Annotated in this window: 31 protein-coding genes; 16 read left to right on the top strand and 15 right to left on the bottom strand. The window is 74.7% G+C overall.

The features are described 5' to 3' along the window. Nucleotides 1-7 precede the first annotated feature (7 nt). Complete coding sequence (locus ACI8AF_RS15750) at nt 8-1,147, top strand: globin domain-containing protein (RefSeq protein ID WP_456540669.1); 1,140 nt, start codon at nt 8-10, stop codon at nt 1,145-1,147. Then, nucleotides 1,144-1,914 carry a DivIVA domain-containing protein gene (locus tag ACI8AF_RS15745; RefSeq protein ID WP_456540668.1) on the top strand — a complete coding sequence of 257 codons (771 nt, stop codon included), beginning with the start codon at nt 1,144-1,146 and terminating at the stop codon, nt 1,912-1,914. Before ACI8AF_RS15750 ends, ACI8AF_RS15745 begins: the two co-directional genes overlap by 4 nt. Nucleotides 1,915-1,921: 7 nt before the next feature. Here ACI8AF_RS15745 and ACI8AF_RS15740 read toward each other — a convergent pair whose 3' ends face one another. Both ACI8AF_RS15740 and ACI8AF_RS15735 read right to left on the bottom strand, forming a co-directional pair. Further along, entirely contained in the window at nt 1,922-2,155 is a 234-nt protein-coding gene (locus tag ACI8AF_RS15740; protein WP_456540667.1) for a multicopper oxidase domain-containing protein, read from the bottom strand. A 97-nt stretch (nt 2,156-2,252) separates the two neighbouring features. Further along, entirely contained in the window at nt 2,253-2,642 is a 390-nt protein-coding gene (locus ACI8AF_RS15735; RefSeq protein ID WP_456540666.1) for a VOC family protein, read from the bottom strand. Nucleotides 2,643-2,791: 149 nt separating this feature from the next. Here ACI8AF_RS15735 and ACI8AF_RS15730 point away from each other — a divergent pair, with 149 nt between their 5' ends. From ACI8AF_RS15730 to ACI8AF_RS15715, 4 genes are all read left to right on the top strand, one after another. After that, nucleotides 2,792-3,412 carry a hypothetical protein gene (locus tag ACI8AF_RS15730; RefSeq protein ID WP_456540665.1) on the top strand — a complete coding sequence of 207 codons (621 nt, stop codon included), beginning with the start codon at nt 2,792-2,794 and terminating at the stop codon, nt 3,410-3,412. Nucleotides 3,413-3,471: 59 nt separating this feature from the next. Next, complete coding sequence (locus ACI8AF_RS15725) at nt 3,472-3,882, top strand: response regulator (RefSeq protein ID WP_456540664.1); 411 nt, start codon at nt 3,472-3,474, stop codon at nt 3,880-3,882. Between the two features lie 61 nt (nt 3,883-3,943). After that, on the top strand, nt 3,944-4,930 hold the full coding sequence (locus ACI8AF_RS15720; protein WP_456540663.1) for an LLM class flavin-dependent oxidoreductase: 987 nt from the start codon (nt 3,944-3,946) through the stop codon (nt 4,928-4,930). A gap of 66 nt (nt 4,931-4,996) precedes the next feature. Next, entirely contained in the window at nt 4,997-6,001 is a 1,005-nt protein-coding gene (locus tag ACI8AF_RS15715) for an adenosine deaminase (RefSeq protein WP_456540662.1), read from the top strand. On the opposite strand, the gene ACI8AF_RS15710 is transcribed toward ACI8AF_RS15715, so the two are convergent. The 3 genes from ACI8AF_RS15710 to ACI8AF_RS15700 form a co-directional block, all read right to left on the bottom strand. Then, nucleotides 5,992-6,258, bottom strand: a complete 267-nt coding sequence (locus ACI8AF_RS15710) for a hypothetical protein (protein ID WP_456540661.1) — start codon at nt 6,256-6,258, stop codon at nt 5,992-5,994. The two genes, ACI8AF_RS15715 and ACI8AF_RS15710, sit on opposite strands and share 10 nt — an antisense overlap. Beyond that, nucleotides 6,239-6,853: a hypothetical protein gene (locus ACI8AF_RS15705; RefSeq protein WP_456540660.1), complete on the bottom strand. Its 615-nt coding sequence runs from the start codon at nt 6,851-6,853 to the stop codon at nt 6,239-6,241. The genes ACI8AF_RS15710 and ACI8AF_RS15705 overlap by 20 nt, the downstream gene beginning before the upstream one ends. 125 nt (nt 6,854-6,978) lie before the next feature. Further along, on the bottom strand, nt 6,979-7,365 hold the full coding sequence (locus ACI8AF_RS15700; protein WP_456540659.1) for an MmcQ/YjbR family DNA-binding protein: 387 nt from the start codon (nt 7,363-7,365) through the stop codon (nt 6,979-6,981). A 106-nt stretch (nt 7,366-7,471) separates the two neighbouring features. Between ACI8AF_RS15700 and ACI8AF_RS15695 the strand changes: the two genes are divergently transcribed. After that, complete coding sequence (locus tag ACI8AF_RS15695; protein ID WP_456540658.1) at nt 7,472-9,763, top strand: putative bifunctional diguanylate cyclase/phosphodiesterase; 2,292 nt, start codon at nt 7,472-7,474, stop codon at nt 9,761-9,763. A gap of 4 nt (nt 9,764-9,767) precedes the next feature. Here the strand turns inward: ACI8AF_RS15695 and ACI8AF_RS15690 are convergent, their stop codons facing one another. The 6 genes from ACI8AF_RS15690 to ACI8AF_RS15665 all read right to left on the bottom strand — a co-directional run bounded on the left by ACI8AF_RS15690 (nt 9,768) and on the right by ACI8AF_RS15665 (nt 14,563). Beyond that, a complete protein-coding gene (locus ACI8AF_RS15690) occupies nt 9,768-10,301 on the bottom strand; it encodes a PaaI family thioesterase (protein ID WP_456540657.1) in 534 nt (177 codons plus the stop codon). After that, nucleotides 10,291-10,803 carry a winged helix-turn-helix transcriptional regulator gene (locus ACI8AF_RS15685; protein WP_456540656.1) on the bottom strand — a complete coding sequence of 171 codons (513 nt, stop codon included), beginning with the start codon at nt 10,801-10,803 and terminating at the stop codon, nt 10,291-10,293. The genes ACI8AF_RS15690 and ACI8AF_RS15685 overlap by 11 nt, the downstream gene beginning before the upstream one ends. 47 nt (nt 10,804-10,850) lie before the next feature. After that, nucleotides 10,851-10,991 carry a hypothetical protein gene (locus ACI8AF_RS15680; protein WP_456540655.1) on the bottom strand — a complete coding sequence of 47 codons (141 nt, stop codon included), beginning with the start codon at nt 10,989-10,991 and terminating at the stop codon, nt 10,851-10,853. Between the two features lie 127 nt (nt 10,992-11,118). Then, nucleotides 11,119-11,910: a succinate dehydrogenase/fumarate reductase iron-sulfur subunit gene (locus ACI8AF_RS15675; protein WP_456540744.1), complete on the bottom strand. Its 792-nt coding sequence runs from the start codon at nt 11,908-11,910 to the stop codon at nt 11,119-11,121. Nucleotides 11,911-11,912: 2 nt separating this feature from the next. Next, nucleotides 11,913-13,859, bottom strand: a complete 1,947-nt coding sequence (locus tag ACI8AF_RS15670) for a fumarate reductase/succinate dehydrogenase flavoprotein subunit (protein ID WP_456540654.1) — start codon at nt 13,857-13,859, stop codon at nt 11,913-11,915. 8 nt (nt 13,860-13,867) lie between these two features. Then, nucleotides 13,868-14,563 carry a succinate dehydrogenase cytochrome b subunit gene (locus ACI8AF_RS15665; RefSeq protein WP_456540743.1) on the bottom strand — a complete coding sequence of 232 codons (696 nt, stop codon included), beginning with the start codon at nt 14,561-14,563 and terminating at the stop codon, nt 13,868-13,870. Nucleotides 14,564-14,719: 156 nt separating this feature from the next. Here ACI8AF_RS15665 and ACI8AF_RS15660 point away from each other — a divergent pair, with 156 nt between their 5' ends. The 3 genes from ACI8AF_RS15660 to ACI8AF_RS15650 are packed head-to-tail and all read left to right on the top strand — an operon-like array spanning nt 14,720 to nt 17,201. Continuing rightward, a complete protein-coding gene (locus tag ACI8AF_RS15660) occupies nt 14,720-15,328 on the top strand; it encodes a sulfite oxidase-like oxidoreductase (RefSeq protein ID WP_456540653.1) in 609 nt (202 codons plus the stop codon). Further along, the gene (locus ACI8AF_RS15655; protein ID WP_456540652.1) at nt 15,321-16,037 is read left to right on the top strand and encodes an FAD-binding oxidoreductase; all 717 of its coding nucleotides are present in this window, start codon (nt 15,321-15,323) and stop codon (nt 16,035-16,037) included. The genes ACI8AF_RS15660 and ACI8AF_RS15655 overlap by 8 nt, the downstream gene beginning before the upstream one ends. Nucleotides 16,038-16,073: 36 nt before the next feature. Next, the gene (locus tag ACI8AF_RS15650; protein ID WP_456540651.1) at nt 16,074-17,201 is read left to right on the top strand and encodes a serine hydrolase domain-containing protein; all 1,128 of its coding nucleotides are present in this window, start codon (nt 16,074-16,076) and stop codon (nt 17,199-17,201) included. Here ACI8AF_RS15650 and ACI8AF_RS15645 read toward each other — a convergent pair. Genes ACI8AF_RS15645 through ACI8AF_RS15635 form a run of 3 tightly spaced genes read right to left on the bottom strand, consistent with a single transcriptional unit; the run spans nt 17,198 to nt 19,582 of the window. Further along, entirely contained in the window at nt 17,198-17,620 is a 423-nt protein-coding gene (locus tag ACI8AF_RS15645) for a protein-tyrosine phosphatase family protein (RefSeq protein WP_456540650.1), read from the bottom strand. The two genes, ACI8AF_RS15650 and ACI8AF_RS15645, sit on opposite strands and share 4 nt — an antisense overlap. After that, nucleotides 17,617-18,315 (bottom strand): monooxygenase, encoded by a 699-nt coding sequence (locus tag ACI8AF_RS15640; RefSeq protein ID WP_456540649.1) that lies wholly within the window; start codon nt 18,313-18,315, stop codon nt 17,617-17,619. Before ACI8AF_RS15640 ends, ACI8AF_RS15645 begins: the two co-directional genes overlap by 4 nt. A 10-nt stretch (nt 18,316-18,325) precedes the next feature. Next, nucleotides 18,326-19,582, bottom strand: coding sequence for a BtrH N-terminal domain-containing protein (locus ACI8AF_RS15635; RefSeq protein WP_456540648.1), 1,257 nt, complete (start codon nt 19,580-19,582; stop codon nt 18,326-18,328). Between the two features lie 246 nt (nt 19,583-19,828). Between ACI8AF_RS15635 and ACI8AF_RS15630 the strand changes: the two genes are divergently transcribed. The 3 genes from ACI8AF_RS15630 to ACI8AF_RS15620 are packed head-to-tail and all read left to right on the top strand — an operon-like array spanning nt 19,829 to nt 22,327. Next, nucleotides 19,829-20,650, top strand: a complete 822-nt coding sequence (locus tag ACI8AF_RS15630) for a formate/nitrite transporter family protein (protein WP_456540647.1) — start codon at nt 19,829-19,831, stop codon at nt 20,648-20,650. 49 nt (nt 20,651-20,699) lie between these two features. Then, nucleotides 20,700-21,602 (top strand): ABC transporter ATP-binding protein, encoded by a 903-nt coding sequence (locus ACI8AF_RS15625; RefSeq protein WP_456540646.1) that lies wholly within the window; start codon nt 20,700-20,702, stop codon nt 21,600-21,602. Next, entirely contained in the window at nt 21,599-22,327 is a 729-nt protein-coding gene (locus ACI8AF_RS15620; RefSeq protein WP_456540645.1) for an ABC transporter permease, read from the top strand. Before ACI8AF_RS15625 ends, ACI8AF_RS15620 begins: the two co-directional genes overlap by 4 nt. On the opposite strand, the gene ACI8AF_RS15615 is transcribed toward ACI8AF_RS15620, so the two are convergent. Further along, nucleotides 22,324-22,860, bottom strand: coding sequence for a DUF1990 family protein (locus ACI8AF_RS15615; RefSeq protein WP_456540644.1), 537 nt, complete (start codon nt 22,858-22,860; stop codon nt 22,324-22,326). The genes ACI8AF_RS15620 and ACI8AF_RS15615 overlap by 4 nt on opposite strands. Before the next feature lie 36 nt (nt 22,861-22,896). On the opposite strand from ACI8AF_RS15615, the gene ACI8AF_RS15610 reads away from it, so the two are divergent. The 3 genes from ACI8AF_RS15610 to ACI8AF_RS15600 all read left to right on the top strand — a co-directional run bounded on the left by ACI8AF_RS15610 (nt 22,897) and on the right by ACI8AF_RS15600 (nt 26,215). Next, a complete protein-coding gene (locus tag ACI8AF_RS15610; protein ID WP_456540643.1) occupies nt 22,897-23,754 on the top strand; it encodes a HipA family kinase in 858 nt (285 codons plus the stop codon). Continuing rightward, nucleotides 23,751-24,143: a DUF3037 domain-containing protein gene (locus ACI8AF_RS15605; protein ID WP_456540642.1), complete on the top strand. Its 393-nt coding sequence runs from the start codon at nt 23,751-23,753 to the stop codon at nt 24,141-24,143. The genes ACI8AF_RS15610 and ACI8AF_RS15605 overlap by 4 nt, the downstream gene beginning before the upstream one ends. A 125-nt stretch (nt 24,144-24,268) precedes the next feature. Beyond that, complete coding sequence (locus tag ACI8AF_RS15600; RefSeq protein ID WP_456540641.1) at nt 24,269-26,215, top strand: PhoX family protein; 1,947 nt, start codon at nt 24,269-24,271, stop codon at nt 26,213-26,215. Nucleotides 26,216-26,379 lie beyond the last annotated feature (164 nt).

The following is a 26,379-nucleotide window of genomic DNA, read 5'->3' as shown; positions in this document are numbered from 1 at the left end:
CAGCAGCGTGGACATCCCCGCCATGCGGGCCAACTTCGCCAAGGCGGCCGCCGCCGGCGACGAGGCCCCGCTGTACTTCTACTCGCACCTGTTCCTGAGCCACCCCGAGACGCGGCGGCTGTTCCCCGTCTCCATGGCCCACCAGCGCGACCGGCTCTTCCAGGCGCTCGGGGACGTCGTCAACTACGTCGACGACCTGGACACGCTCGTGCCGATCCTGCAGGCGCTCGGCCGCGACCACCGGAAGTTCGGCACGGTCGCCGAGCACTACCCGGCGGTCGGCGCCAGCCTGCTGGCCACCCTCGAGCACTTCGACGACCAGTGGAACGCCGACCTCGCCCGCGACTGGACGGCGGCCTACCAGCTGGTCGCCAAGGTCATGGTCGACGCCGCCGAGGAGGCCGTCGACCAGCCGGCCTGGTGGGACGCCGACGTGGTGGGCCACGACCGCCGCACCTTCGACGTCGCCGTCCTGCAGATCAAGCCGCAGGCCCCGTTCGGGTACCAGCCCGGCCAGTCGATCTCCCTCGAGACCGAGCTGCGGCCGCGGCTGTGGCGCTACTACTCGCCGGCCAACGCCCCGCGCCCGGACGGCGTCATGGAGCTGCACGTCAAGGCCCGCGACGGCGGCCCGGTCAGCTCCGCGCTGGTGCGCCAGGTGACCGTGGGCGACGTGATCCGGCTCGGGCCGCCGCTGGGCCACCTCGGCCTCGACCGGGAGTCCGACCGCGACCTGCTGCTCGTCGCCGGAGGCATGGGGCTGGCCCCGCTCAAGGCCCTGGTCGACCAGGTCGCCCGGTTCGGCCCGAAGCGGCGGGTCGACCTCTACGTCGGCGCCCGGATCGAGGACCAGCTCTACGACCGGCACGACCTCGACCGGCTGGCCGCCGAGCACGGCTGGCTGACGGTGACCTACGCGGTGTCCGACGACAAGGAGTCCCCCCTCGAGCACGGCGACGTCGGCGACGTCGTGGCCCGGCACGGGCCCTGGCGCAGCCGCGACGTCTACATCGCCGGGCCGGGTGCGATGGTGGAGGACACCGAAGCGAGGCTCGCGGCGGACGGCGTGCCGCCCGAGCGGATCCGGTCGGAGGTCTTCGCCCCCAGCCGGCCGAGCCCCAACGTCGACGGAGAGGTGACCGAATGACCAGCGACGCCCAGGGGGCCGAGGACCGGAGGAGAAGGATCACCCCGGCCGACGTGCAGAGCGTGCGGTTCAACCGCGGCACGATGCTGCGCCCCGGTTACAACGAGGAGGAGGTCGACCGCTTCCTCAACCGCACGGCGCAGGAGCTCGCCCGCCTCTACGCCGAGAAGGCCGAGCTGCGCGACCAGGTCCACCACATGCAGCAGCAGGTGGAGGACGCCTCGACGCCGGTGCCGCCGAGCGACCAGGCCGTGCGGCTGCTGGCCACCGCCCAGCAGACGGCCGACGCCTACGTCGCCGAGGCCGAGGACTTCAGCCGGCAGATGACCGCCGACGCCCGGGCGCGCTACGAGGAGCAGCTCAAGCACGCCCGCGAGACCGCCGGCGGCATCATCCAGGCCGCCCACGAGGCGGCGTCGCGCATGGTCGGCGGCGAGCCGGCGGGCGTGGCCGAGGCGGCTCCGCAGCGCAGTGCCACCACCGAGGAGCTCGAGGAGCAGGTCGCCTACCTCAAGGCGTTCGCGCAGGCCTGCCGCACGCAGCTGCGCGCCTACCTCGAGGCGCTGCTCACCGACGTCGAGACCGAGTGGGGCCGGGCCGAGCCGTCGGCCCTCCCGCAGGCGCCGCTGCGCGCGCCCGCCCAGCGCACCGCCCCGATCTCGGAGGCGCGGCCGGCGCCGGGCAACGTCGCCCGCGAGATGCCGCTGTCCGACAGCACCTCGGAGCACCCCGTCGTGACCGCCGAGGTCATCGAGCACCGGCACTGACGCCGGGTCACTCCGGGTCGTTGGCCGCGTCCCCGCCGACGACGTAGGGCGTGTCGACGCCGGAGTAGGCCAGGTGGGCGACCAGCCCGTCGCTGGCGTGCTCCAGGTTGTGGCAGTGGTCCGCCCAGATGCCCGGGTTGTCGGCGACGAACGCGATCTCGCAGGTCTCGCCGTCCTCGACGTTGAGCGAGTCGACCTCCCACGGGCTGCCGGTGACCGGCTCGCCGTCGCGCGAGAGCACGTGACGGCGCCCGGCACCGGCGGGTGTCGTACACCAGGGGCTGCAGGCGCCGACAGGGACTTGCGCGCGGTGCTCCGCGGTGGGCGACGTGCCCGGCTCAGCCCTCCGGCTGGTCGATGCACATGGTGTTGCCCTCGCTGTCCTTGAACCAGGCCGCGCGGCCCATGCCGGGCAGCGAGGCGATCTCGCCGTCCCAGGTGACGCCGGGCATGTCCTCGTAGACCTCGAAGGCGACGCCCTTGGCCTTGAGGTCGTGCACCTCCGACTCGATGTCGGCCACGTGCCACTGCGCGATCGTGTGGCCGGCCTGCCCGGCGTAGGCGGTCTCGTAGACGTTGAACCGCGTGCCGCCCGCGGTCTCGTAGGCCAGCTGGACGCCCTCGATCTCGTGGACCGGCGTCAGGCCCAGCTTCCCGGCGTAGAAGTCCTTCGCCCGCGCGAGGTCCGCCGCGGGGATGTTGGCCTCGACTCTGCTGTCGGTGAGCATCGCTGCCTCCCGGAGGGGTGGGGTGGGATCGCGTCGTCCCCCGCACCGGTGCGGCGGCCGAACCTAGTCCGGCGCGGCGGCACGGACAACGGAGACGGGCGCGTCCGCCAGGATGGGCACGAGCACCGTCGTCAACCCTGGAGGAGCCCGTGTCCGTCCCCGCCGCTGGGCAGCCGTCCGCCCCCATGGTCGTGCCGCACTTCTTCATCAGCCAGCGCATCACCGTGATGGTCAACCGCTACGAGATCCGCGCGGCCAACCCCGACGGCAGCGAGGGGCAGCTGCTGGCGTTCGCCGAGCAGAAGCGGATGAAGCTCAGGGAGGAGGTCGACTTCTTCACCGACGAGACGCGCACCCGGCGGGTCTTCTCGTTCAAGGCCCGCCAGCGGCTCGACGTCCACGCCGAGCACGACGTGTTCGACGAGAACGGGGTGCCCCTCGGCAGCTTCAGCAAGCAGTTCGGGGCCAGCCTGCTGCGCTCGACCTGGAACCTGTCGGCGCCGGGGCTGACCGCGGTCGGGCGCGAGCGGCGACCGGTGATCGCGATCCTGCGCCGCATCTGGGAGTTGATCCCCTACCTCGGCGACATCTGGGTGCCGTTCGTCTTCCACTTCGACTTCGTCGACACCGCCACGGGCCAGACGGTGCTGGTCAGCGAGCGGATCAAGGCCATCCGCGACCGGTACACGGTGACGGTGCCCGACCCGCGGCTGGACTTCCGCGTCGCCGCGTCGATGGCCGTGGCCCTGGACGCGCTGCAGAGCCGCTGACAGCCACTTCCATCCCGGCACCCAGCCGGCCCCCGGGCGCGGGGCGGACGGTCGGCGGCATGACGATCTCCGCCCCGCACCTGGACACCACCGACCTCGACCGCAGCGCGGCGCGCCTGCTCGTGGTCGACGACGAACCGGCCATCCGCGAGCTGCTGTCGCTGGCCCTGCGCTACGAGGGCTGGGCGGTCTCCACCGCGGCGTCGGGCGCCGAGGCGGTGGCGGTCGCGTGCGACGTCCGCCCGGACGCCGTCCTGCTCGACGTGATGCTGCCCGACCTCGACGGCTTCACGGTCCTGCAGCACCTGCGCGCCGAGCAGCCGCTGCTGCCGGTCGTGTTCGTGACCGCCCGCGACGACGACGCCGACCGCCGGGCCGGGCTGGCCGCCGGCGCCGACGACTACCTGACCAAGCCTTTCCGGCTCGACGACGTCACCGCGCGGCTGCGCCGCCTGCTCGAGCGCGGGTAGCGCGGGAAGCCTCCGGCCGCGCGCGGGGTTGCCCCCGGTGCACCCTCGCGAAAGGCACCCCATGAGCATCCCGCTGTCCGTCCTCGACCTCGCCCCGATCGCCCGCGGCAGCACCGTGGGCGAGAGCATCGCCGCCAGCGTCGCGCTGGCGCAGCGCGCCGAGGAGACGGGCTGGGACCGGGTCTGGTACGCCGAGCACCACAACATGCCGAGCATCGCCTCGTCGGCCACCAGCGTGCTGATCGCCCACGTGGGCGCGCAGACCCGCAGCATCCGGCTCGGCGCCGGCGGCGTCATGCTGCCCAACCACGCGCCGCTGACCATCGCCGAGCAGTTCGGCACGCTCGAGGCCGTGTACCCCGGCCGGATCGACCTCGGCCTCGGCCGGGCCCCCGGCTCCGACCAGAACACCATGTACGCCCTGCGGCGCGACGAGCGCTCGGCCGACCGCTTCCCGCAGGACGTGCTCGAGCTGCAGGCCTACCTGGCCGGCGAGTCGCGGGTCCCCGGCGTCGACGCCATCCCCGGCAAGGGGTCGCACGTGCCGCTGTACATCCTGGGCTCGTCGATGTTCGGCGCGACGCTGGCGGCCGCGCTCGGCCTGCCCTACGCCTTCGCCTCCCACTTCGCGCCGCAGATGCTGGAGCCGGCGGTGGCCGCCTACCGCTCGGAGTTCCGGCCCTCGGCGCAGCTGGACCGGCCGTACGTGATCGCCGGGGTCAACGTGCTCGCCGCCGACACCACCGAGGACGCGCAGCGGCAGCTGGCCGAGACCCGGCGGGTCCGCGCGGTCGGCCTGTTCGGCCGCCGCGACCGGTCCTACACCGACGAGGAGGCCGACCTGCTGCTGCAGTCGCCGGCCGGCCGGCACGTCGAGCAGATGCTCACCCACAGCGCCGTCGGCACGCGCGACGAGGTGCGCGACTTCCTGGAGGGGTTCGCCAAGCAGGCCGACGCCGACGAGCTGATCGTGGCCCACCAGTCGCCGACGGTGGAGCAGCGCCTGCGGTCGGTCACCCTCACCGCCGAGGCCATGGACCTGTCCTGACCCTCCGTGCTTCGTCGCGATCGAGCACCCGTGCTGGGTCGCGACGAAGCACGCGAGGATGCGGGCGTGACCGATGACGACGTCGCCCCGCTGCCGACCGCCGAGCTGCACGTGCACGTCGAGGGCACGCTCGAACCGGAGCTGGCCCTCGAGCTGGCCGCCCGCAACCGGACGCCGCTGCGGTTCGCCGACCTCGACGAGCTCCGGCGGGCCTACGCGTTCACCGACCTGCAGTCGTTCCTCGACCTCTACTACGAGCTGTCGGCGGTGCTGCAGCGCCCGCAGGACTTCACCGACCTCGCCGAGGCCTACCTGGCCGGGGCGGCGGCGCAGGGGGTGCGGCACGCCGAGGTGTTCGTCGACCCGCAGGCCCACCTGGCCCGCGGGGTGCCGCTGGAGGTCGTGCTCGACGGGCTGGGCGAGGCGTTCGCCGCTGCCGAGGAGCGGCACGGCCTGTCCGCCCGGCTGATCGCCTGCTTCCTCCGCGACCGAGACCCCGCCGAGGCGGAGGAGCTGCTGCCGCGGCTGCTGCCCTACCGCGACCTGGTCATCGGCGTCGGCCTCGACAGCGCCGAGGCCGGCCGCCCGCCCGAGCTGTTCGAGCGGGTCTTCGCCCGGGCCGCCGACGAGGGGCTGCACCGGGTGGCGCACGCGGGGGAGGAGGGGCCGCCCGCCTACGTGGCGGCGGCCCTCGACCGCCTCGGCGCCGAGCGGGTCGACCACGGCATCCGCAGCGTGGAGGACCCGTCGCTGGTGGCCCGGCTGCGGGAGGAGCAGGTTCCCCTCACCGTCTGCCCGCTGTCGAACGTGGCGCTGCGCTGCGTCGACCGGCTGGCCGACCACCCGCTGCGCGCCATGCTCGACGCCGGCCTGGTCGCCACCGTCAACTCCGACGACCCGGCCTACTTCGGCGGGTACCTCCACGACAACGTCGCGGCGGTGACCCGTGCCCTCGGCCTCACGCCGGCGCAGCGCCGGTTGCTGGCCGAGAACAGCTTCCGTGCCAGCTTCCTCCCCGACGAGGAGAAGGAACGGCACCTGGCGGCGGTGGCCGCCGTCCGTCACGGCTGACGGACGGCGACCTCCGCACCGGCCGGCCCACGGACGGCGGCCGTGTACTCGAACCAGTCGCGGCCGAGCCGGTCGGTCACCGCCACCGGGCCGCTGAGCACGAGGCTGTCCCAGTCGGCGTCCCCGCCTCCGACGGCCGCGACGCGGTGCCGCAGCTCGGAGCGCAGCCCCCGCGCTGCACTCCGCACGTCGTGGTACGGCAGGACGACGGTCGCGAGGTAGGTCACCTCGGCGCGCTCAGCGGTTGCTGCCCCCACGCTGCACCCCCTCGAAGGTCAGGCTCAGGGTGCTCTCCTGGCCCTGGAAGGACGAGCTGTTCGCCGTCGCCGGCAGGCTGGCGGTCAGCAGCAGGTGGTCGGTGCCGCCGGGCGCGAGGCTGGCCGCACCGGACAGCGCACGGGTGACCACCACCGGGCCGTCGTAGAGCGTCGACTCGTCGGCGGTGCACCGGGCCGACGCGCCGGGCCCGGTCCACGGGACGCTGCACGAGCGCACCTCGAGCTGCAGCCCGTTGGCGGTGTCGGTGTCGAGGATGCTCGACGAGGTCGCCGACATCCGCATCGTCACCGAGCCGAAGGCCGTCGTCCCGTCGTTGACCAGGTCGAGCGCCTGGCTGACCGAGTCACCGGCCAGCAGGGCACCGCCGGCGAAGGGCTGGGTGGCCACCGCGCCGCCGCTGTCCAGCGACAGCGAGAGCACGCCGGTGGCGACCTGCGTGCCGACCGGGCTCGTGCTGTCGGTGAAGGTGCTGTAGGTGCCGAGGCCGGCGACGGCCGCGGCGACGCCGAGGACGGCGACCGAACCGGCCACCCTCTTCGTCGTGCGCGCCCGGCCGGGAGTGAGGACCCGCATCCCGAGATCTCCTTGTCGTTCCGCTCCGCCCGGGCGGTACGCCGGCCGGCAGGACGGACTCTGCGCGGCGCACCGCAGTGCACCCGCGAGGACGGCGCAAGAGATCCGCAAGACCGCGAGGGTGCTCAGGCCTCCCGGTGCTCGGCCAGCAGCCGCTTCGGGGCCCGGCAGGCCCAGGCCTCGCCGACCAGCTCGGTCAGCGTCGCGGCGGGGAGGGCGTCGAGGCGGCAGAGCACGGCCGCGTAGCCGTCGAAGTGGTGGGTGGTGAAGAAGACGGCGGGCTCGTCGGCGACCAGCGCGAACTTCGCGCCCTCGTCGGGCACCGACGCGGCGAGCACCGGGCCCTCCGGGGCGGCCCCGGCGAGCTCTTCCACGTCCCGGCGGCGCAGCGGGCGCTCCCACGCGAAGGCCTTGCCGCGCACCCGCCACTGCCGGTGGCCCTCCCGTGAGACCACCTCCTCCGCCTCGGGCAGCGCCAGGCACGCCCGGCTCACGTCGTCCCACGTGGCCATCTCGTCCCTCCAGGTCGGGGGAGGGATTCTCGCACCGGCCCACCCCATGGGGTGGGCCGGTGCTGCAGCGCGGGAAGCGAGCGGTCGATGGCATCGCATGGTCTCGATGCGGAGCGGCGTCCTGGAGCGCCTCCACGACCGGCGCCAGGCCGACCGGCCGCTGGCCCCCGTGCGCGCGATCGCCGCCGCGTTCGGCGGGACCTACCTGCTCTCGCTGGTCGCCACGGCGCTCGGCGCCACCGGCGTCTGGGGCCTGCTCGCCGGCGGCGGCCACGTGCTGTTCCTGGTCGGGCTGGTCGTCACCCTCGTGCTGCGCTCGCGCGCGGCGTGGGAGGACCGCACCGCGTGGCTGTTCCTGGCCGCCGGTGCCGCCTCCTACCTGGCCGGCGCCGTCGTGCACCAGCTGCTCTACCGCGACGCCGCGGTCGTCCCCCGGCCCTCGTGGGCCGACCTCGGCTTCATCGGCTTCTACCCGCTGACCTACGTCGCGCTCGTGCTCATGCTGCGCTCGCGGGTGCGCCGGCTGACCACCAGCATGCTGCTCGACGGCGTGGTCACCGGCCTCACCGCGGCGGCCTTCGCCGCCATGCTCGCCCTCGGCGCGGCGCTGCGGCTCACCGGCGGGAGCGTCGCCGTCGTCCTCGCCGGGGCGGCCTACCCGATCGCCGACCTGCTGCTGCTCGTGCTGGTCGGCGCCGCCCTGGTCATCATCGGGCGGGGCGCCGGCGGCTCGTGGTGGTGGCTGGCCGGGGGCGTCGCCGTCTTCGCGGTCACCGACACGCTGTTCCTGTACGGCATCGTGCACGGCGGCTACGAGTCCGGCTCGCTCGACGGCGGCTACGGGCTGGCGCTGGTCTGCTTCGGCGTCGCCGCCTGCCTGCCGCGGGCCCAGGGGGAGGCCTACCGCCCCGAAGGCATGACCGCGCTCGTCGTCCCGGCCGCGTGCGCGTTCGCCGCGCTGGGGCTGCTCTTCCACGGCTACCAGAACGGCGGCGACCCGCTGGCCGGCGTGCTCGCGCTGGGCGCGGTGCTGGCCGCGCTCGCCCGGACCGCGCTGACCTTCCGCGACGTCCGCGCCCTGGCCGACAGCCGGCGGCAGGCGCGCACCGACGACCTGACCGGCCTGGCCAACCGGCGCACCGTGTACGAGGCCCTGCGCGCGGCCGACGCCCGCCTGGCCACCGGCGCCACCATGGCCGTCGTCGTCATCGACCTCGACCGGTTCAAGGAGATCAACGACTCGCTCGGGCACGCGGCGGGCGACGCCGTGCTGCGCCAGGTCGGGCCGCGGCTGGCCGGCCACCTGCGCTCCGGCGACCTGCTCGCCCGCCTCGGCGGCGACGAGTTCGTCGTCCTGGCCGAGGACCTCGACGGCGACGGCGCCCTGGCGCTGTCCGAGCGGCTGCGCCGCGAGCTGCAGCGCCCGTTCCGGCACGGCGGCATGGGCCTGACCGTCGACGCCAGCTTCGGCATCGCGGTCGGCCCGGGCCACGCCGCGTCCGCGGAGGAGCTCCTGCAGCTGGCCGACCTCGCCATGTACTCGGCCAAGGGCAGCCGCACCGGCGCCGCGGTCTACGACGAGGAGCGCGACGGCTCCGGCCGGCACCGCCTCGAGGACGTCGCCATGCTGCGCCGCGCCATCGAGGACGACCAGCTCGTCCTGCACTACCAGCCCAAGCTCACGCTCTCGACCGGCGAGGTCGACGGCGTGGAGGCGCTGGTGCGCTGGCAGCACCCGACCAAGGGCCTGGTCTACCCCGACCAGTTCATCGAGCTCGCCGAGTCGGCCGGCCTGATGGCGCAGCTGACCACCCGGGTCATCGACCTGGGGCTGGGGCAGTGCCGCCGGTGGGCCGACGCGGGCCGCTGGCTGACCGTGGCGGTCAACGTGAGCCCGTCCAACCTGATCGACGAGCAGTTCCCCTCGGACGTCGCCCGGCTGCTGACCGAGCACGACCTGCCGTCGGGCGTGCTCGTGCTCGAGGTGACCGAGAGCCTGCTCATGGCCGACCGCGAGCGCGCGGCCGGTGTGCTCAGCCGGCTGCAGGCCTACGGCGTGGGCGTCGCGATCGACGACTACGGCACCGGCTACTCCAGCCTCGAGTACCTGGCCACGCTGCCGGTGAGCGAGCTCAAGCTCGACCGCGCGTTCGTCGGCGGCATGGCGGGCAGCCCGCGCGCCGAGGCGATCGTCACCTCGACGCTGCAGCTGGCGCACGCGCTCGGCCTGGTCTTCGTCGCCGAGGGCGTGGAGGACCAGGAGACGGTGGACGTGCTCACCTTCCTCGGCTGCGACGTGGTGCAGGGGTACCACCTCAGCCGGCCGCAGCCCCCGGACGCGCTCTGGGCGTGGCTGGAGGAGCACCACCCCGCCGACACCGCCGTCCCGTCGCCGTAGGCGGCTACGTCGGGATCGGGAACACCAGCAGCGAGCTCGACGCCGTCGCGACGGTGCGGCCCGCGTCGTCCAGGACCTCGCCCTCCGCGAAGGCCACCCGCCGCCCCGGCTTGACGACGCGGCCGATCGCGGTGAGCGGGCCGCTGGTCGCGTGCACCGCCCGCAGGTAGTTCACCTTCAGCTCGATCGAGGTGTAGGCGGTGCCCTGCGGCAGGGTCGTGTGGACGGCGCAGCCGAGGACGCTGTCCAGCAGCGTGCAGACGACGCCGCCGTGCACGACGCCGATCGGGTTGTAGACCGACTCGTCGAGCGAGCAGCGGAACTCGACGCGACCCTCCGCCACGTCGGCGAACTCCATCTGCAGCAGGCGGGCGATGGGCGGGGGCGGCAGGACGCCGTCGCGGATCGCCTGCATCGTCTCCAGGCCCGAGCGCTCCAGGGCGCCGGCGGCGGTGAGCATCGGGTCGTGCCAGCTCACCGTCCGGGAGCGCGGCTCGCCCCAGGCGTCGGGTTCCCCGGCGGCGAGCTCAGCGGTCACGGACGTCGTCCTCCTCGGTGGGCACTCCGGACAGCGCCCGCCCGGCCGGGGTGAGCACGCGCTCGGCGCGCGAGCCGCGCACGGGTTCGCCGCACGTGCGGCAGACCCACTCGGCGTCGATCACGTGCTCCTCGTGGCCGGCGGGTGCGTGGTGCAGCTCCACCGGCGGCTCCTCGGTCAGCCAGCGGTTGCCCCACTGCAGCAGGGTTTGCAGCACCGGCAGCAGGTCGCGGCCGGCGGCGGTGAGGTGGTAGCCCGAGCGCGGGGGAGCGGTGCTGTACGGGCGCCGCTCCAGCACGCCGGCGTCGACCAGCGCCGACAGGCGGGCGGAGAGCCGGTCGCGCGGCGCCCCGGTGCCGCGGGCGATCTCGCTGAAGCGGTGGTTGCCGAGCGAGACCTCGCGGATCACCAGCAGCGACCAGCGCTCACCGACCAGCTCGAGCGAGGCCGCGATCGGGCACGGCCGGCCCGGCAGCGTGTCGAAGGCGAAGGACTGCAGCACGCCGTCCAGGTTTGCACATCAAACCGACAAGTGCGACCACCGGCCCGTCACCGCTCCCGGCCGCGCAGCCGCAGCACCAGCCGGTGCAGCCCGTAGCGGGCGAGCAGCACCACCGCGGCACCCGACAGCACGACCAGGACCGCGAGGACGAGCAGCCGGACCGTCAGGGCCGGGCGGGGGAGCGGCATGAGGCGGTTCCTACCCCGTGGTCCCGGTGGATCACGGCCCGGCCCGGATGTGGCGTCCGCCGCCGGACGCCGCGGGGGCGGGGACCCCGGTGGGGGTCCCCGCCCCCGTCAGGCGGTCAGGACGTCGTCAGCTCTTGGGACGGGCGCCGGCGCGCAGGGCGCCGAGCAGGTCGTGGTTGAGCCGGGAGATGGTCTCCATGGAGATGCCCTTCGGGCAGGCCGCCGAGCACTCGCCGATGTTCGTGCAGCCGCCGAAGCCCTCGAGGTCCTGCTGGGCGACCATGTTGACCACCCGGTCGTTGCGCTCGGGCTGGCCCTGCGGCATGAGGCCGAGGTGGGTCACCTTGGCCGCGGTGAACAGCATCGACGAGCCGTTCGGGCAGGCCGCGACGCAGGCGCCGCAGCCGATGCAGGTGGCGGCGTCGAAGGCCGCGTCGGCGGACTTCTTGTCGACCAGGATCGAGTGCGCCTCGGGCGCGGTCCCGGTCGGCGCGCTGATGTAGCCGCCGGCCTGGATGATCCGGTCGAACGCCCGCCGGTCGACGGCGAGGTCCTTGATCACCGGGAACGCCCGCGACCGCCACGGCTCGATGACGATCTCGTCGCCGTCGCGGAACGAGCGCATGTGCAGCTGGCAGGTGGTCGTCTGCTCGGGACCGTGCGCCTGGCCGTTGATCATGACGCCGCACATGCCGCAGATGCCCTCGCGGCAGTCGTGGTCGAAGGCGACGGGGTCGTCGCCGTCCATGATCAGCTTCTCGTTGAGGACGTCGAGCATCTCGAGGAACGACATGTCCGGGGAGATGTCGCTGACCCGGTAGGTCACCAGCTGCCCCTTGACCGACGGGCCCTTCTGCCGCCAGATCTTCAGGGTCAGGCTCATGGTCCGCCGCTCGGTGTGCGGGCCGGGGGCCGTCATCGTCACTTGTAGCTCCGCTGCGCGAGGTGGACGTACTCGTACTCGAGGTTCTCCCGGTGCAGGACCGGGGGCTGGCCGTCCGGCGTCCACTCCCAGGCGGCGACGTAGGCGAAGTTCTCGTCGTCGCGCAGCGCCTCGCCCTCGGGGGTCTGGCTCTCCGCGCGGAAGTGGCCGCCGCAGCTCTCGTTGCGGTGCAGGGCGTCGATGCACATGAGCTCGGCGAGCTCGATGAAGTCGGCGACCCGGCCGGCCTGCTCGAGGTTCTGGTTGAACGAGCTCCAGTCGCCGACGACCTTGACGTTGGTCCAGAACTCCTGCTTGAGCTCGGGGATCCGGTCCAGCGCCTTGCGCAGGCTCTCCTCGGAGCGCTCCATGCCGCACAGGTCCCACATCAGCCGGCCGAGCTCGCGGTGGAAGGAGGCCACGCTGCGGTTGCCGTCGATGGTGAGCAGCTTGTGGATCTGCGCCTTGACGCCGTCCACGGCCTCGACGGCGGCCGGGTGGCTCTCGTCGACCTTCGGGAAGGGACCGTCGGCGAGGTACTCGCTGATCGTGGCCGGCAGCACGAAGTAGCCGTCGGCCAGGCCCTGCATGAGGGCGCTGGCGCCCAGCCGGTTGGCGCCGTGGTCGGAGAAGTTGGCCTCGCCGATCACGAACATGCCGGGGATCGTCGACTGCAGGTCGTAGTCGACCCACAGCCCGCCCATCGTGTAGTGCACGGCCGGGTAGATCCGCATCGGGACCTCGTACGGGTCCTCGCCCGTGATCCGGGCGTACATGTCGAAGAGGTTGCCGTACTTGGCCTCGATCGCCTTGCGGCCCAGCCGCTGCATCGCCTCGCCGAAGTCGAGGTAGACGCCCAGGCCGTTCGGGCCGACGCCGCGGCCCTCGTCGCAGACGTTCTTCGCCTGGCGGGAGGCGATGTCGCGCGGCACCAGGTTGCCGAACGCGGGGTAGATGCGCTCGAGGTAGTAGTCGCGCTCGTCCTCGGGGATCTGCCGCGGGTCGCGGGTGTCGCCGCGCTCCTTGGGCACCCACACGCGGCCGTCGTTGCGCAGCGACTCGCTCATCAGCGTCAGCTTCGACTGGTAGTCGCCGCTGACCGGGATGCAGGTCGGGTGGATCTGCGTGTAGCAGGGGTTGGCGAAGTACGCGCCCCGCTTGTGCGCCCGCCAGATCGCCGTGGCGTTGGAGCCCTTGGCGTTGGTCGACAGGTAGAAGACGTTGCCGTAGCCACCGGTGGCCAGGACGACGGCGTCGCCGAAGTGCGTGCTGATCTCGCCGGTGACCAGGTCACGGGCGACGATGCCGCGGGCCCGGCCGTCGACGATGACCAGGTCGAGCATCTCGGTGCGGGCGTACTGCTCGACGTTGCCGAGCGACATCTGCCGCTCCAGCGCCTGGTAGGCGCCGTAGAGCAGCTGCTGGCCCGTCTGGCCGCGGGCGTAGAAGGTGCGCGACACCTGCGCGCCACCGAAGGAGCGGTTGTCGAGCAGGCCGCCGTACTCGCGGGCGAACGGCACGCCCTGGGCGACGCACTGGTCGATGATGTTGACGCTGACCTCGGCCAGCCGGTGCACGTTGTTCTCGCGGGAGCGGAAGTCGCCGCCCTTGACCGTGTCGTAGAACAGCCGGTGCACGCTGTCGCCGTCGTTGCGGTAGTTCTTCGCGGCGTTGATACCGCCCTGCGCGGCGACGCTGTGCGCCCGGCGGGGGCTGTCCTGGTACCAGAACGACTTGACCTTGTAGCCGGCCTCGCCGAGCGTCGCGGCCGCGGAGCCACCGGCCAGGCCGGTGCCGACGACGATGATCGTCATCTTGCGGCGGTTGGCCGGGTTGACCAGCCGGCCGCGGAAGCGCCGCTCGCTCCAGCGCTCGTTGATCGGGACATCGGTGGGTGCCTTGGTGTCGGCGATCGGGTCGCCGACGGTGAAGAGCTCGAGAGGCATGACGTTCCTTACTCGATGATCCCGAAGAGGATGGCGAAGGGGACCAGCAGGTAGCCGCCGATGAGCAGCACCGAGAAGCCGAGCGCGAAGAGGTTGACCGTCTTCTCGCGGCGCCGGTTGCTCTGGCCGAGGGTCTGCGTGGCACTCCAGATGCCGTGCCGCAGGTGCATGCCGACCAGGATCAGCGTGATCGTGTAGACGGCCACGATGATCGGGTTCTGGAAGCCCTCCACCAGCCGCTCGAACGGCGTGGACTCGCGCCCGGCGGGGTTCGCCACCCCGACCGTGAGGTCGAGGACGTGGTAGACGATGAACAGGGCGATGATCACGCCGCCCCAGCGCATCGTCCGCGATGCGTAGCTCTGCGCCGCCGCCTTCTTCACCGCGTACCGCTCGGGGCGGGCCAGGCGGGCCTGCTTCCACAGCGAGACCGCCGCGGCGATGTGCGCGACCACCGCCAGCACCAGGCCGGCCTCGATCAGGGTGAGGACGGTGCGCGGCGGCAGGGCCGGTTCGCCGAAGGTCCGCAACCAGTGCGAGTAGTGGTTGAAGGACTCACCGCCCTGGAAGGCGTGCAGGTTGCCGATCATGTGCGCGATCAGGAACAGCACCATGATGATGCCGCTGACGGCCATGATGATCTTTTTCGCGACCGAGTTCGTCTTGGCCGCCTTCGGGGTCCGTCGTTGGCCCGCGGAAGTCACCGTCACCACAAGCCACCACGCTAAGCCGCACGGAAGGTTGCGGCCATGTCAACACGAGGTGATCGCGCTCTCGTAAGGGGAGCCTTACCTGGGGTCTGCCGATAGGGTTCGGCGAACCCTGACCGCCCGGGTCGGGGTGGGGGGAGGATGCCCGCCATGACCACACCGACCCGCGGCTTCTTCGGTCGCCGGCGCGAGCGCGACCCCCGGCTCCCTCCCGGCCAGTACGACGTCGGCCGCGACTGGCCGGTGCTCACCGCCGAGCCGACGCCGCGCATCGCCCCCGAGACGTGGAGCATCACCGTCGACGGCAAGGTGGCCAACCCGACGACGTGGACCTGGGACGAGGCGCACGCCCTGCCCCGCTCCGAGTACCGCGGCGACATCCACTGCGTGACCACCTGGTCGAAGTTCGACACCTGGTTCGCCGGGGTCAGCGTGGACACGCTGCTCGAGGCCGCGCAGCCGACCGAGGACGCGCACTTCGTCATGGCGACGTCCAAGACCGGCTACACCACCAACCTGCCGCTGGAGCACGTCACCGGCGGCAAGGCCTGGGTGGTCTGGGAGTACGACGGCAAGCCGCTCCCGGTCGAGCACGGCGGCCCGGTGCGGCTGCTGGTGCCGCACCTGTACTTCTGGAAGAGCGCCAAGTGGGTCTCGAAGCTGACGCTGATGACCCGCGACCAGCCGGGGTTCTGGGAGCAGAACGGCTACCACGACCTCGGCGACCCGTGGCGTGAGCAGCGCTACCAGGGTGACTGAGCTCGCGACCCGCCCGTCGGCCCCGGCCGGGGGCTGGCGGACGGCGACGGTCGCCACGGTGCGCCACCCGATCCCGCGCACGGTGGAGCTGCGCCTCGACGTGCCCGACCGGGTGGAGCACCTCGCCGGCCAGCACTACGTCGTCCGGCTGACCGCGCCCGACGGCTACCGGGCGCAGCGCTCGTACTCGGTGGCGTCGGCGCCCGGTGACGGGCTGGTCGAGCTGTTCGTGGAGCGGCTCGACGACGGCGAGGTGTCGACCTACCTGGCCGACGCCGTCGAGCCCGGCGACCAGCTCGAGGTGCGCGGCCCGATCGGCGGCTGGTTCGTCTGGGACGGCGAGTCCCCGGCGCTGCTGGTCGGCGGCGGCACCGGCGTCGTCCCGTTCCTGGCGATGCTGCGCCACGCCCGCCGGCTGGGGCGCACCGACCTGCTGCGCGTCGCCGTCTCCAGCCGGACGCTGGTGGAGCTGCCCTACGCCGTGGAGCTCATGGACGCCGGCGCGCTGATCGTGCTGACCCGCGAGCCCTACGGCGACCGGGCCGCCGCGCGGCTGATGGCCGAGGAGCTGCGGTCGCTGTGGGAGCCGGGGCGGACGGCGTACGTCTGCGGCTCGGCCCGCTTCGCCGAGGCGGCCAGCCAGCTGCTGCTCGACGTCGGCGTGCCCGACCACGACATCCGGGTGGAGCGCTTCGGCCCCAGCGCCTGACCGATGACTTCCGGGCCGCCGCCCGGTCGGACCGGCATGCGCTTCGAGCACGTGGCACGGCTGCTGCAGGGCCAGGTGGACGACGGCCGGGTGCCCGGCTGCGTGGCGGCGGTCCGGCACGGCGACCGGATCGAGGTGATCGCCGTCGGGCGGACGGCGGTCGACGGCGGCCGCCCCATGGAGCCGGACACGCTGTTCCGGCTGGCGTCGGTGACCAAGCCGGTCGGCGGCGCGCTGGCGCTCGCGCTGGTCGAGGACGGCGTCCTGGGCCTGGACGACGGGATCGCCCGGTGGCTGCCCGAGTTCGCCGAGCCGCGGGTGACCGCGCGCCGCGGCGGGCCGCTGGACGAGACCGTGCCCGCGGAGCGACCGCCCACCGTCCGGGACCTGCTGACCTCCACCGCCGGCCTCGGCTGGGCGCCCGACATCGGCCCCCTGGCCGACGCCATGGACGAGCGCGGCGTCGGCCCGAGCGGCTTCCCGCCGGAGCTGACCCCCGACGAGTACCTCGAACGCCTCGCCGGGCTGCCGCTGTCGGCGCAGCCGGGCGCGACGTGGAACTACCACACCTGCAGCGACGTGCTCGGCGTCCTGCTGGCCCGCGCCACCGGGCGGTCGGTGGGCGAGCTGCTGGCCGAGCGGGTCACCGGGCCGCTGGGCCTGACCGACACCGCGTTCGTCGCGGTGGACCCGGCGCGGCTGGCCGTGCAGTACTGGCCCGAGGAGGGCGGGCTCAAGGAGGTCGACGGGCAGGACGGCGTCTTCGCCCGCCCGCCGCGGTTCGAGAGCCTGTCCTCCGGCCTCGTGAGCACCGCGCCCGACGTGCTGGCGTTCCTCACCGCCATCGCCTCCGGCGGCGGGCCCGCGCTGTCGGCGGCCTCCGCGGCCGCGATGACCCGCGACGCCCTGACGCCGGAGCAGCGGGCGCCCGTGCAGGACTTCCTGGGCGCGGGCCGCTCGTGGGGGCTGCACGTCGGCGTCGACGTCGAGGCGGTGCGGCCGTGGCAGACCCCCGGCCGGTGGGGCTGGGACGGCGGCACCGGCACCTCCGCCTGGGCGGACCCGTCCCGCGACCTGGTCGCCGTGCTGCTGACCCAGCGGTTCGTGCTCGGCGCCGACGACGAGCCGACCGGGTTCTGGGCCGCGGTGCACCGCAGCGTCTAGAACCTGCGCACGAACCGGGCCTGCGCCGGCGTCTCCACCGCGCGGCGGTGGTAGCGCGCCCGCACCCACGCGACCGCCTCCTCGGCGGGCACGCCGTCGAGCACGGCGAGGCAGGCCAGCGCGGTGCCGGTGCGCCCGCGCCCGCCGCCGCAGGCCAGCTCGACGCGCTGGTCGCCGCACCGCCGCAGCGCGTCGGCGAGGGCCGTCCGCAGCGCCGCCGGGTCCGCCGGCAGCCGGAAGTCCGGCCAGCGCACCCACGTCGACTCCCAGGGGACCGGCTCGGGCGGGCGGTCCAGCAGGTACACCCCGAACTCCGGCGCGGGCCCCGCCACCGGCGGCCGGCGGACACCTCGGCCGCGCACCAGCCGGCCGGAGGGCAGCCGGACCACGCCCGGCCCGTCCGGGTCCCAGCCGCTCACGTCAGCGGGTCGCGGCCGCCGACCGTGCCGGCGGCGTCGAGCAGCGCGAAGCGGGCGAACAGCTCCTCGGCGTACCAGCCCTCCCGGGCGGTCGCGGCGACCGCCGCCGCGTGCGCCGGCCGGTCGTAGGCGAAGGCGTTGAGCGCGGCGGCCGAGTCCCAGACGCTGAACGTGCCCTGCAGGCCCAGCGGCGCCTCGCCGATGCCGAGGGCGAAGCGCAGACCCGGCCCGGCGTGCAGGTCGGTGGCGACCGGGGGCACGGCCCGCCAGAACGTCACGGCCTTGCGCGGGGCGAGCCGGGCGCGGGTGACGGCGGCGACCGGACCGTCCCAGCGCCGGGGCCGCGGGCTGCCGAACGGCTCGCGGCGCGACCAGCGGCCGCGCGCGGTCAGGGGGCGCAGCCGCGCTCGCCACTCCTCGTCGGCCAGCCGCCGCCAGCCGGCGACGGTGCGCCCGCGGTCGAAGGCGTCGGCCGCGGCGTCGTCGTCCCACACGGCGAGCACCGCCCACCGGCGCGGGTCGGCGTCGCGCACCGTGAAGGTGCGGCCGCTGCCGGTGCCGAGCAGCTTGGCGAAGCGCAGGCCGGGGGAGCGGCGCAGCGGACGGCGGTCGGTCGCCATGCGCGCGACCGCCGCCGGCACCGCCCGCCCCGGCACGCCCCACACGTGCAGGGTCACCACCGGGTCGCCGCTCACCCGCCCGAGGCTAGGCGCCCGCCACCTGGGCGAGGGCCGCGCAGGCCTCGCGCTCCACCGGGACGACGGCCGCGGCGAGCTCGGCGATCGCGTCCAGCCGGGCCTGCCGGTCGGCCTGTCCGGAGTACCCGTCCGCGATCAGCTCGGCTGCCTCCGCCGCCACCGCCCGGATCTCCTCGACCCGGTCCGGCGTCGCCAGCAGCGCCGTCCGCCGGTCCCACAGCTCGCGGTACGGGGCCAGCGGCCCGGCGACCGCCTCCTCGGCGATGCGCGTCCAGAGCCGGCCTGCCTCGGCGTACCGGGCGGCGGTCTCCCGCAGCGCCGGCTCGTCCAGCACGTCGGCCGCCACCGTCAGGAACGCGGCGTACAGGGGCCGCGTCGCGCCGGGCGAGGAGTACTCGGCGGTCACGCAGTCGTGCAGCCGGTGCATCGCCGAGTGGAAGGCCGGGCGGCTGTCGAACAGCCGCGCCCAGCCGTTCCTCGAGCGGTGGTCGGCGACCGCGTCGGCCCACTTCGCCATGCCGCGCAGGCCGAAGTTGCCGGCGAAGTTGCCGGCGATCACGTCCTCCGTGAGGTCGTGCACGGTGACCGCCAGCGCCGCCCGGATCGCCGGGACGAGGTCGACGGGCTCCGACGGCTCGACGACGACCATCCGGTGCCTGCTCTGCCGGTGGGCGCTGCGCGCGGCGGCGAAGGCGTCGCCGGGCAGGCGCACCGGCTCGGCCAGGGCGTCGTCGAGCAGCACCGCCCCGCCCTCGCGGCCCAGCACGGCGACGTCGTGCGGGGACGCGCCGGGCACGTCCACCACCCACCGCCGGTGCGGCAGCGCGGCGAGGTCCACGGTGCAGACCGGGGTGCGGCCGGCGGCGAGGGCGGCGTCGAGATCGCGGGCGGCCTTGGCCGCGCTGGTCGTCCCGACGACGCGGTGCGCGATCCCCGCCCGCTCCAGCGCCCCGGCGACGAAGGGCCGCGGGTGGATCCGCGGCACGATCGTCATGGTGGGCAGCCGCCCGGCGTAGCTGAACGAGAAGTACATGAACCCGATGCCCCCGGCGAGGCCGGCGACCAGCGGCTCGGTCAGCGGTCGGCCGTCGCGGTCGGCGACCCCGGCGGCGACGAGCACGCGGGTCAGCAGCAGGCTGTCGTGCTCGGAGCCGGGGTCGGGCCCGGACGCGCCGGCCAGGTGGCGCCGGGCGGTGCTGTAGCGCTCGCCGGTGCGCTCCATGCGCGCGCGGACGAGGTCCTTGAGGTGCTTCTGGCGGGTCATCGGGGTCTCCCTCGGCGGCCCGGAGCCCGCCGGACCCCACGCGTCGAGCGGACCGGGCCGCGGCGAAGGGTGGGCGACACCGCCGGTTCCTGGTCGCCCCGAGGACATCGATCCCCTTTGCCCTCGCGGGGCCGGCGGCGTGGGCGACCGGTCAGAGGGTGCGGCGGGGGGCCCGCCGGGGTGGACCGTACCGCACCCGGACGCGCGGGGAGGCGTGCTGCTCCACGGTCCGGGTACCGCAGCGCCGTGACGACCTACGACGCCCGGGCGGAGCTCGGCGAGTCCGACGCCCCCGCCGAGGACGAGGTCTCGCAGGCGTTCGGGACGATCGTCAGCGAGGGTGCCCAGCGGCTGCACCGCACCTGGCGGGAGGTCCTCGCGACCGGGCTCGCCGGCGGTCTGGAGGTGGCCACCGGTGTCCTGGCCCTGCTGGCGGTGCTGGCCGAGACCGGCAGCCACCTCCTGGCCGGCCTGGCCTTCAGCATCGGCTTCATCGCCCTGCTCCTCGCGCGCAGCGAGCTGTTCACCGAGGGCTTCCTGGTGCCGGTGACGGCGGTGGTCGCGCGGCGCGCCTCCTGGCCGCAGCTGGGAAAGCTCTGGGGCGGCACCCTGGTCGCCAACCTCGCCGGGGGCTGGCTGGTGATGTGGCTGGTCATGACCGCGTTCCCGCAGCTGGCGCCCACGGCGGTCGAGTCGGCGGTCACCTTCGTCGACGCGCCCCTCGACCTGCGCGCCGTCTGCCTGGCCCTGCTCGCCGGCAGCACGCTGACGCTGATGACCCGCATGCAGCACGGGACGACGTCCGACCCCGCGAAGATCGTGGCCGCCGTCGCCGGCGCCTTCGTGCTCGCCGGTCTCTCGCTGTTCCACTCGATCCTCGACTCGCTGATCATCTTCGGGGCCCTGCACGCCGGGGCCCCGTTCGGCTACGCCGACTGGCTGAGCTGGTTCTGGTACACGGCGCTGCTCAACATGGCCGGTGGGCTGCTCGTGGTGACGTTCCTGCGCCTGCTGCGCAGCAAGGAGCTGATCCAGCGCGAGCGGGCGGCGGCCGCGCAGGGGCGCTGACGGCCGCGCCTCCCGCCGGTCGGGTCGGTCCCCGGCGATCCTGTCCGGCGTGATCGAGCTCGACGGGCTGACCAAGCGCTACCGGGCGCGGGTCGCCGTCGACGACCTCACCGTGCGGGTCGAGCCCGGCCGGGTCACCGGCTTCCTCGGGCCCAACGGCTCGGGCAAGACCACGACGATGCGCTGCGTCGTCGGCCTCACCCGCCCCACCGCGGGGACGGCGACGGTGCTGGGGGTGCCGTACCGCGAGCTGGACTCGCCGATGCGCCGGGTGGGCGCGCTGGTCGACCCGCGGGCCCGGCACCCCCGCCGGACGGCGTCGGCGCACCTCCGGGCGCTGGCGCAGAGCAACCGGCTGCCCCGGTCGCGGGCCGACGAGCTGCTGGAGCTGGTCGGGCTGGGCGAGGTGGCCGACGAGAAGGTGGGCGGCTTCTCGCTGGGCATGGGCCAGCGGCTGGGCATCGCGGCGGCGCTGCTCGGCGACCCCGACGTCCTGCTGCTCGACGAGCCGGTCAACGGCCTGGACCCCGAGGGGATCCGCTGGGTGCGCGAGCTGCTGCGCGACCTGGCCGCCGAGGGGCGCACGGTGCTGGTCTCCAGCCACCTGATGAGCGAGATGGAGGACACCGCCGACCACCTGGTGGTCGTCGGCCGGGGGCGGTTGCTGGCCGACCTGCCGATCGACGAGCTGCTGGGGGCCCGCGCGGTGGTGCGGGTGCGCACGCCGGGGCCGCGCGTGCTGGCCGCCGCGCTCGCCCGCTCGGGCGCGCAGGTCGAGCCCGAGGACGGCGGGGCGCTGGTGGTGACCGGCCTCGAGCCGGCCGCCGTCGGCGACATCGCCTTCGCCGCGGGCGTGCCGGTGCACGAGCTCACCCGGGTCACCGCGTCGCTGGAGCAGGCGTACCTGGCGCTGACCGGCGACGAGGTCGAGTACCGGGCGGTGCCCCGGTGAGCCTGCTGGCGTCCGAGTGGACGAAGCTGCGGTCGCTGGCGTCGACCTGGTGGTGCGCGGCGGTCCACGTGGTCGTCGTCCTCGCGCTGGGCCTGCTCGGCGCCGCGATCACCGACGACGCCCCGCGCGCCGACTTCGCCGTCGCGGTGGCGCTCACCGGGTTCGGCTTCGGCCAGCTGGTGCTCGTCGTCCTCGGGGTGCTGACCGGGGCGGGGGAGTGGACCTCGGGGTCGGCGGTGTCGTCGTTCACCGCCGTCCCGCGCCGGACGCGGCTGCTGCTGGCCAAGACGGTGGTGGTGGCGCTGTTCGCCGCCGTCCTCACCGTGCTGGCCGAGATCGGCTGCGTGTTCGCGGCGCGGACGCTGACGGCGGTGCCCGGCGGCATCCCGCTGCTCGACGCCGGCGTGCTGCGGGCGCTCGGGCTGCAGGTGGCGGCGGCGGCGCTGGTCGTCGTCCTCTCCGTCGCGCTGGGGGCGGCGCTGCGGTCGAGCGCCGGCGGGATCGGGCTGGCCACCGGGCTGGTGCTGCTGCTGCCGCCGATCCTCGCCGCGGAGGGCGGCCGGGTGACCGAGCTGCTCAGCGAGGCGCTGCCGGCGCTGCGGGTGGGGGAGGACGCCTTCCTCGCCGGCGCCGAGGGCTGGCCGCTCGGCACGGCCGTGGTCGCGGCGTGGGCGGCCGGCGGCTGGCTGGTCGCCGCGCTGCTGCTCGAGCGGCGCGACGTCTAGGCCCGCCGCACCGCCGACACGTACCGGTCCAGCGCCAGCGACTGCACCAGGCGGCCGGCCGGACCGGCCAGCCGCGCCCCGGGCGTGGCCAGGCGGGAGAACACCCGCGTGGTGAAGACGACGTCGCCGTCCGGCCGGCGGGTGACGACGAACGCCTCCTCACCGCTCTCGGGGTGACCGGGCAGCGTGCCGTAGCCGAAGCCCTGCTCGTCGCCGTCCGTGCTCGCCCAGACGACGCGGCAGGGGATGTCGTAGCCGAACCGGGGCAGCCCCGCGGTGAGGACGACGACGGTGCCGACGCGCCGCGGCGACCCGGTCGCGCGCACCCGCAGACCCAGGGACCGCTGCATGCGCCAGTCGAACACCGCGGCGACCGCCCGCTCGAACGCCGCGTCGCCGTGCCCGACGACGCCCTCCCGCCGGCCGTGCACGTAGCCGGCGGGCAGCGCGTCGCCCCGCGTGGCCCCCACCTCGGCGTACGTCAGCGGCGCCGCGGCGAGCGCGGCCGGGTCGGCGGCGCGGAACAGCCCCACGGGCCCAGCCTCCCTGCCGGTAACGTCCTGCGCACTGTGCTGCCCGCCGTCACCGCCACCCGCTACGTCACCCCGCTGCGCGAGGGTGGCTCGCTGCCGGGGCTCATGGAGGCCGACGACCTGGGCACCTACGTGGTCAAGTGGCGGGCCGCCGGCCAGGGCGTGAACGTGCTGGTCGCCGAGGTGGTCTGCGGCGAGCTGGCCCGCGCGCTCGACCTGCCGGTGCCCGCGCTGGCCACCGTCGACGTCGCCGCCGAGCTGGCGGTGGGGGAGCCCGACCCCGAGGTGCAGGAGCTCATGCAGCGCTCGGCCGGGCGCAACCTCGGCCTGGACTACCTGCCCGGGGCGCTGGACTTCGAGGCCGGCGTCGCCTCGGTCGAGCCGGAGCTCGCCGGACGGGTGCTGTGGTTCGACGCGCTGGTCGGCAACGTCGACCGCTCCTGGCGCAACCCGAACATGCTCTTCTGGCACGGTGGGCTGTACCTGATCGACCACGGCGCGGCGCTCACCTTCCACCACCACTGGCCGGGCGCCGCGGCCGCCGTCGCCCGGCCCTACGACGCGAGCGCGCACGCCCTCGTCGAGTGCGCGCCGGACGTCGGGGCGGCCGACGCCGCGCTCGCGCCGCGGGTGGCCCGCCCGCTGCTCGACGAGGTGCTCGCCCAGGTGCCCGACGAGTGGCTGGCCGGGCCGTCGCCGGAGGAGGGCCCGGACGACGTCCGCGCCCGCTACGCCGTCCATCTGCTGGACCGGCTCGCCGCCCGCGACGCGTGGCTGCCGGGGCTGGTGGCCGCGGCCGCCGCCGGGGGCGCGGGGCGCCGGAAGGCGCCGCGCGGGGAGAACCGGCCCGGCTGGCTGGGCCCGCCGCCGCCCGAGGGGGTGACGCAGCGGTGAGGGACACGTTCGAGTACGCGGTGCTGCGCGTCGTGCCGCGGGTCGAGCGGGGCGAGGTGCTCAACGCCGGCGTCCTGGTCTACTGCCGGCGGCGCGACTACCTCGGCTCGCGGGTGCACCTCGACCCCGACCGGCTGCGGGCGCTGGACCCGACGGCCGACGCCGAGGCCATCGGTCGCGCGCTGCAGGCCGCGGCCGACGTCTGCGCCGCCGACCCGGTCGCGGGCGCGGCCGGGCGCGAGGCGCTCGGGTCGCGGTTCCGCTGGCTCACCGCTCCGCGGAGCACCGTGGTCCAGCCCGGTCCGGTGCACACCGGGCTCACCGACGACCCCGACGCCGAGGCCGACCGGCTGTTCCGGTTGCTCGTGCTCCCCGTCGGCGGCTCCTAGCCGCACTCGGTGAACGGAGGGTGACGGCGGAGGACACGGAGCGTCCGATCCGCCGTCGCCTGGCGGTCACGCGGGCTTCCTAGCGTCCCGGTGACCGTCCTCCGAGACCCCTGTGGAGTCCCTGCATGACCGTCTGGGCAGACCCGGTCGTCGACGTCCCCGACCCCGACGACCACCCGTCGAACACCACCAGCAGCACACCCCTGTCGGACCTGGTGGACGCCCGCCTGTCCCGGCGCGCGGTGCTCGGCGGGGGCCTGCTGGCCGCCGCCGGCTTCCTGACCACGAGCCTGATCTCGCCCCCGGCCGCGCAGGCGGCCCCGGGCGGTGGCCCGGGCGGCGGACGGCCGCTGCTCGGCTTCCAGCCCATCGGCCCGAGCACCGACGACGTGGTCGAGGTCCCGCCCGGTTACACGGCCCGCACGCTCATCCCGTGGGGGACGCCGCTGCTGGGCTCCTACCCCGAGTTCGTCCCGGGCACCCCGGGCGAGGCGGGCCGCACGGCCGGCAACACCGCCGACCAGCAGGCCCAGCAGATCGGCATGCACCACGACGGCATGACGTACTTCCCGCTGGAGAACGGCCCCCGGGGCAGCGAGCGCGGCCTGCTCGTGCTCAACCACGAGTACACCGACGAGTTCTACCTGCACACCGCCGGCTACGCGGCCGGCTACAAGCCGACCACCGCCGAGGGCGTGAGGAAGTCGCAGAACGCCCACGGCGTGAGCGTCGTCGAGATCGAGAAGAAGCGGTCCGGGGAGTGGGTGCACACCCGCTCGTCGCGCAACCGGCGGATCACCGCCACCACCCCGATGGCCTTCTCCGGCCCGGCCGCCGGGCACCGGCTGCTCAGGACGAAGGCGGACCCGCAGGGCCGCACGCCGCTGGGCACCATCAACAACTGCGGCAACGGCGAGACGCCGTGGGGCACCTACCTCACCTGCGAGGAGAACTTCAACGGCTACTTCCGGGTCGACGGCGCGCTCGACCCCGAGAGCGCGTCGCTGGTCAGCCGCTACGGCGTCGGCGGCGACCGCAACGGCTGGGCGGCGCACGACCCGCGGTTCGTCGTCACCCGGGACGACCCCCACGAGCCCAACCGCTTCGGCTGGGTGGTCGAGATCGACCCGTTCGACCCGCGTTCGACCCCGGTGAAGCGGACCGCGCTCGGCCGGCTCAAGCACGAGGACGCCACGGTCCACGTGACCAAGGGCGGCCGCGTCGTGGTCTACATGGGCGACGACCAGGTCTTCGAGTACCTCTACAAGTTCGTCAGCGAGGACAACTGGAAGTCGATGCGGGCCCGCGGCCGCAGCCCCCTGGACGAGGGCACGCTCTACGTCGCGCGGTTCGACGCCGCCGGCCAGGGCACCTGGCTGCCGCTGGTGCACGGCCAGGGCCCGCTCACCGCGGCCAACGGCTTCGCCGACCAGGGCGCCGTCCTGGTCGACACCCGGCAAGCCGCCACCCTGCTGGGCGCGACGCCGATGGACCGGCCGGAGTGGACCGCTGTCGACCCGCGCACCGGGACCGCCTACCTGACCCTGACCAACAACGCCGACCGGAGGACGCCCGACCCGGCGAACCCCCGGGCGGCCAACCCGTGGGGCCACATCATCCGGTGGGACGAGCAGGACGGGGACCACGCCGCCACGTCGTTCGCCTGGGACATCTTCCTGCTCGCCGGGCCCGGCGGCGGTGTCGACGGCTCGGACATCGCGGCCGAGGACGCCTTCGGCTCGCCCGACGGGCTGTGGCTGGACCCCGACAGCCGCGCGTGGATCCAGACCGACGGCACCCAGCCCGGCGCGGCCAACAACCAGATGCTGGCCGCCGACCCGTACCGGGTCGACGCCCAGGGCCGCCCGGAGGTCCGCCGGTTCCTCACCGGGCCGAAGCAGTGCGAGATCACCGGGATCGCGATGACCCCCGACCAGCGCACGCTGTTCGTCAACGTGCAGCACCCGGGGGAGAACGGGCAGGGCGTGTGGCCGGCCGAGGACGGTCTCGCCACGCCGCGCTCGGCGACCGTCGTCGTCACCAAGGACGACGGCGGCGTCATCGGCACCTGACCCCCGCTCCCGGGGGGGGGGGGGGGGGCGGGGGGGCGGGGGGGCGGGGGGGGGGGGGGGGGGGGGGGGGCGCCCCGGCCCCAGGGGGAGGTGCTCAGCCCTTCTGCAGGGCCTTGAGGTCGAAGCCGATGTACTCGGCGGCGTCCTCGGGGTTGGCGAACATG

It is taken from the genome of Blastococcus sp. SYSU D00669 (genome assembly GCF_054050715.1).
This window is presented reverse-complemented; position numbering and strand designations above follow the sequence as displayed.

Bases quoted from the DNA above. Each gene is read 5' to 3' on its own strand.
- ACI8AF_RS15745 (WP_456540668.1), top strand. From the start codon at position 1,144: ATGACCAGCGACGCCCAGGGGGCCGAGGACCGGAGGAGAAGGATCACC.
- ACI8AF_RS15735 (WP_456540666.1), bottom strand. From the start codon at position 2,642: ATGCTCACCGACAGCAGAGTCGAGGCCAACATCCCCGCGGCGGACCTC.
- ACI8AF_RS15725 (WP_456540664.1), top strand. From the start codon at position 3,472: ATGACGATCTCCGCCCCGCACCTGGACACCACCGACCTCGACCGCAGC.
- ACI8AF_RS15720 (WP_456540663.1), top strand. From the start codon at position 3,944: ATGAGCATCCCGCTGTCCGTCCTCGACCTCGCCCCGATCGCCCGCGGC.
- ACI8AF_RS15705 (WP_456540660.1), bottom strand. From the start codon at position 6,853: ATGCGGGTCCTCACTCCCGGCCGGGCGCGCACGACGAAGAGGGTGGCC.
- ACI8AF_RS15700 (WP_456540659.1), bottom strand. From the start codon at position 7,365: ATGGCCACGTGGGACGACGTGAGCCGGGCGTGCCTGGCGCTGCCCGAG.
- ACI8AF_RS15695 (WP_456540658.1), top strand. From the start codon at position 7,472: ATGCGGAGCGGCGTCCTGGAGCGCCTCCACGACCGGCGCCAGGCCGAC.
- ACI8AF_RS15680 (WP_456540655.1), bottom strand. From the start codon at position 10,991: ATGCCGCTCCCCCGCCCGGCCCTGACGGTCCGGCTGCTCGTCCTCGCG.
- ACI8AF_RS15675 (WP_456540744.1), bottom strand. From the start codon at position 11,910: ATGACGGCCCCCGGCCCGCACACCGAGCGGCGGACCATGAGCCTGACC.
- ACI8AF_RS15670 (WP_456540654.1), bottom strand. From the start codon at position 13,859: ATGCCTCTCGAGCTCTTCACCGTCGGCGACCCGATCGCCGACACCAAG.
- ACI8AF_RS15660 (WP_456540653.1), top strand. From the start codon at position 14,720: ATGACCACACCGACCCGCGGCTTCTTCGGTCGCCGGCGCGAGCGCGAC.
- ACI8AF_RS15650 (WP_456540651.1), top strand. From the start codon at position 16,074: ATGCGCTTCGAGCACGTGGCACGGCTGCTGCAGGGCCAGGTGGACGAC.
- ACI8AF_RS15635 (WP_456540648.1), bottom strand. From the start codon at position 19,582: ATGACCCGCCAGAAGCACCTCAAGGACCTCGTCCGCGCGCGCATGGAG.
- ACI8AF_RS15600 (WP_456540641.1), top strand. From the start codon at position 24,269: ATGACCGTCTGGGCAGACCCGGTCGTCGACGTCCCCGACCCCGACGAC.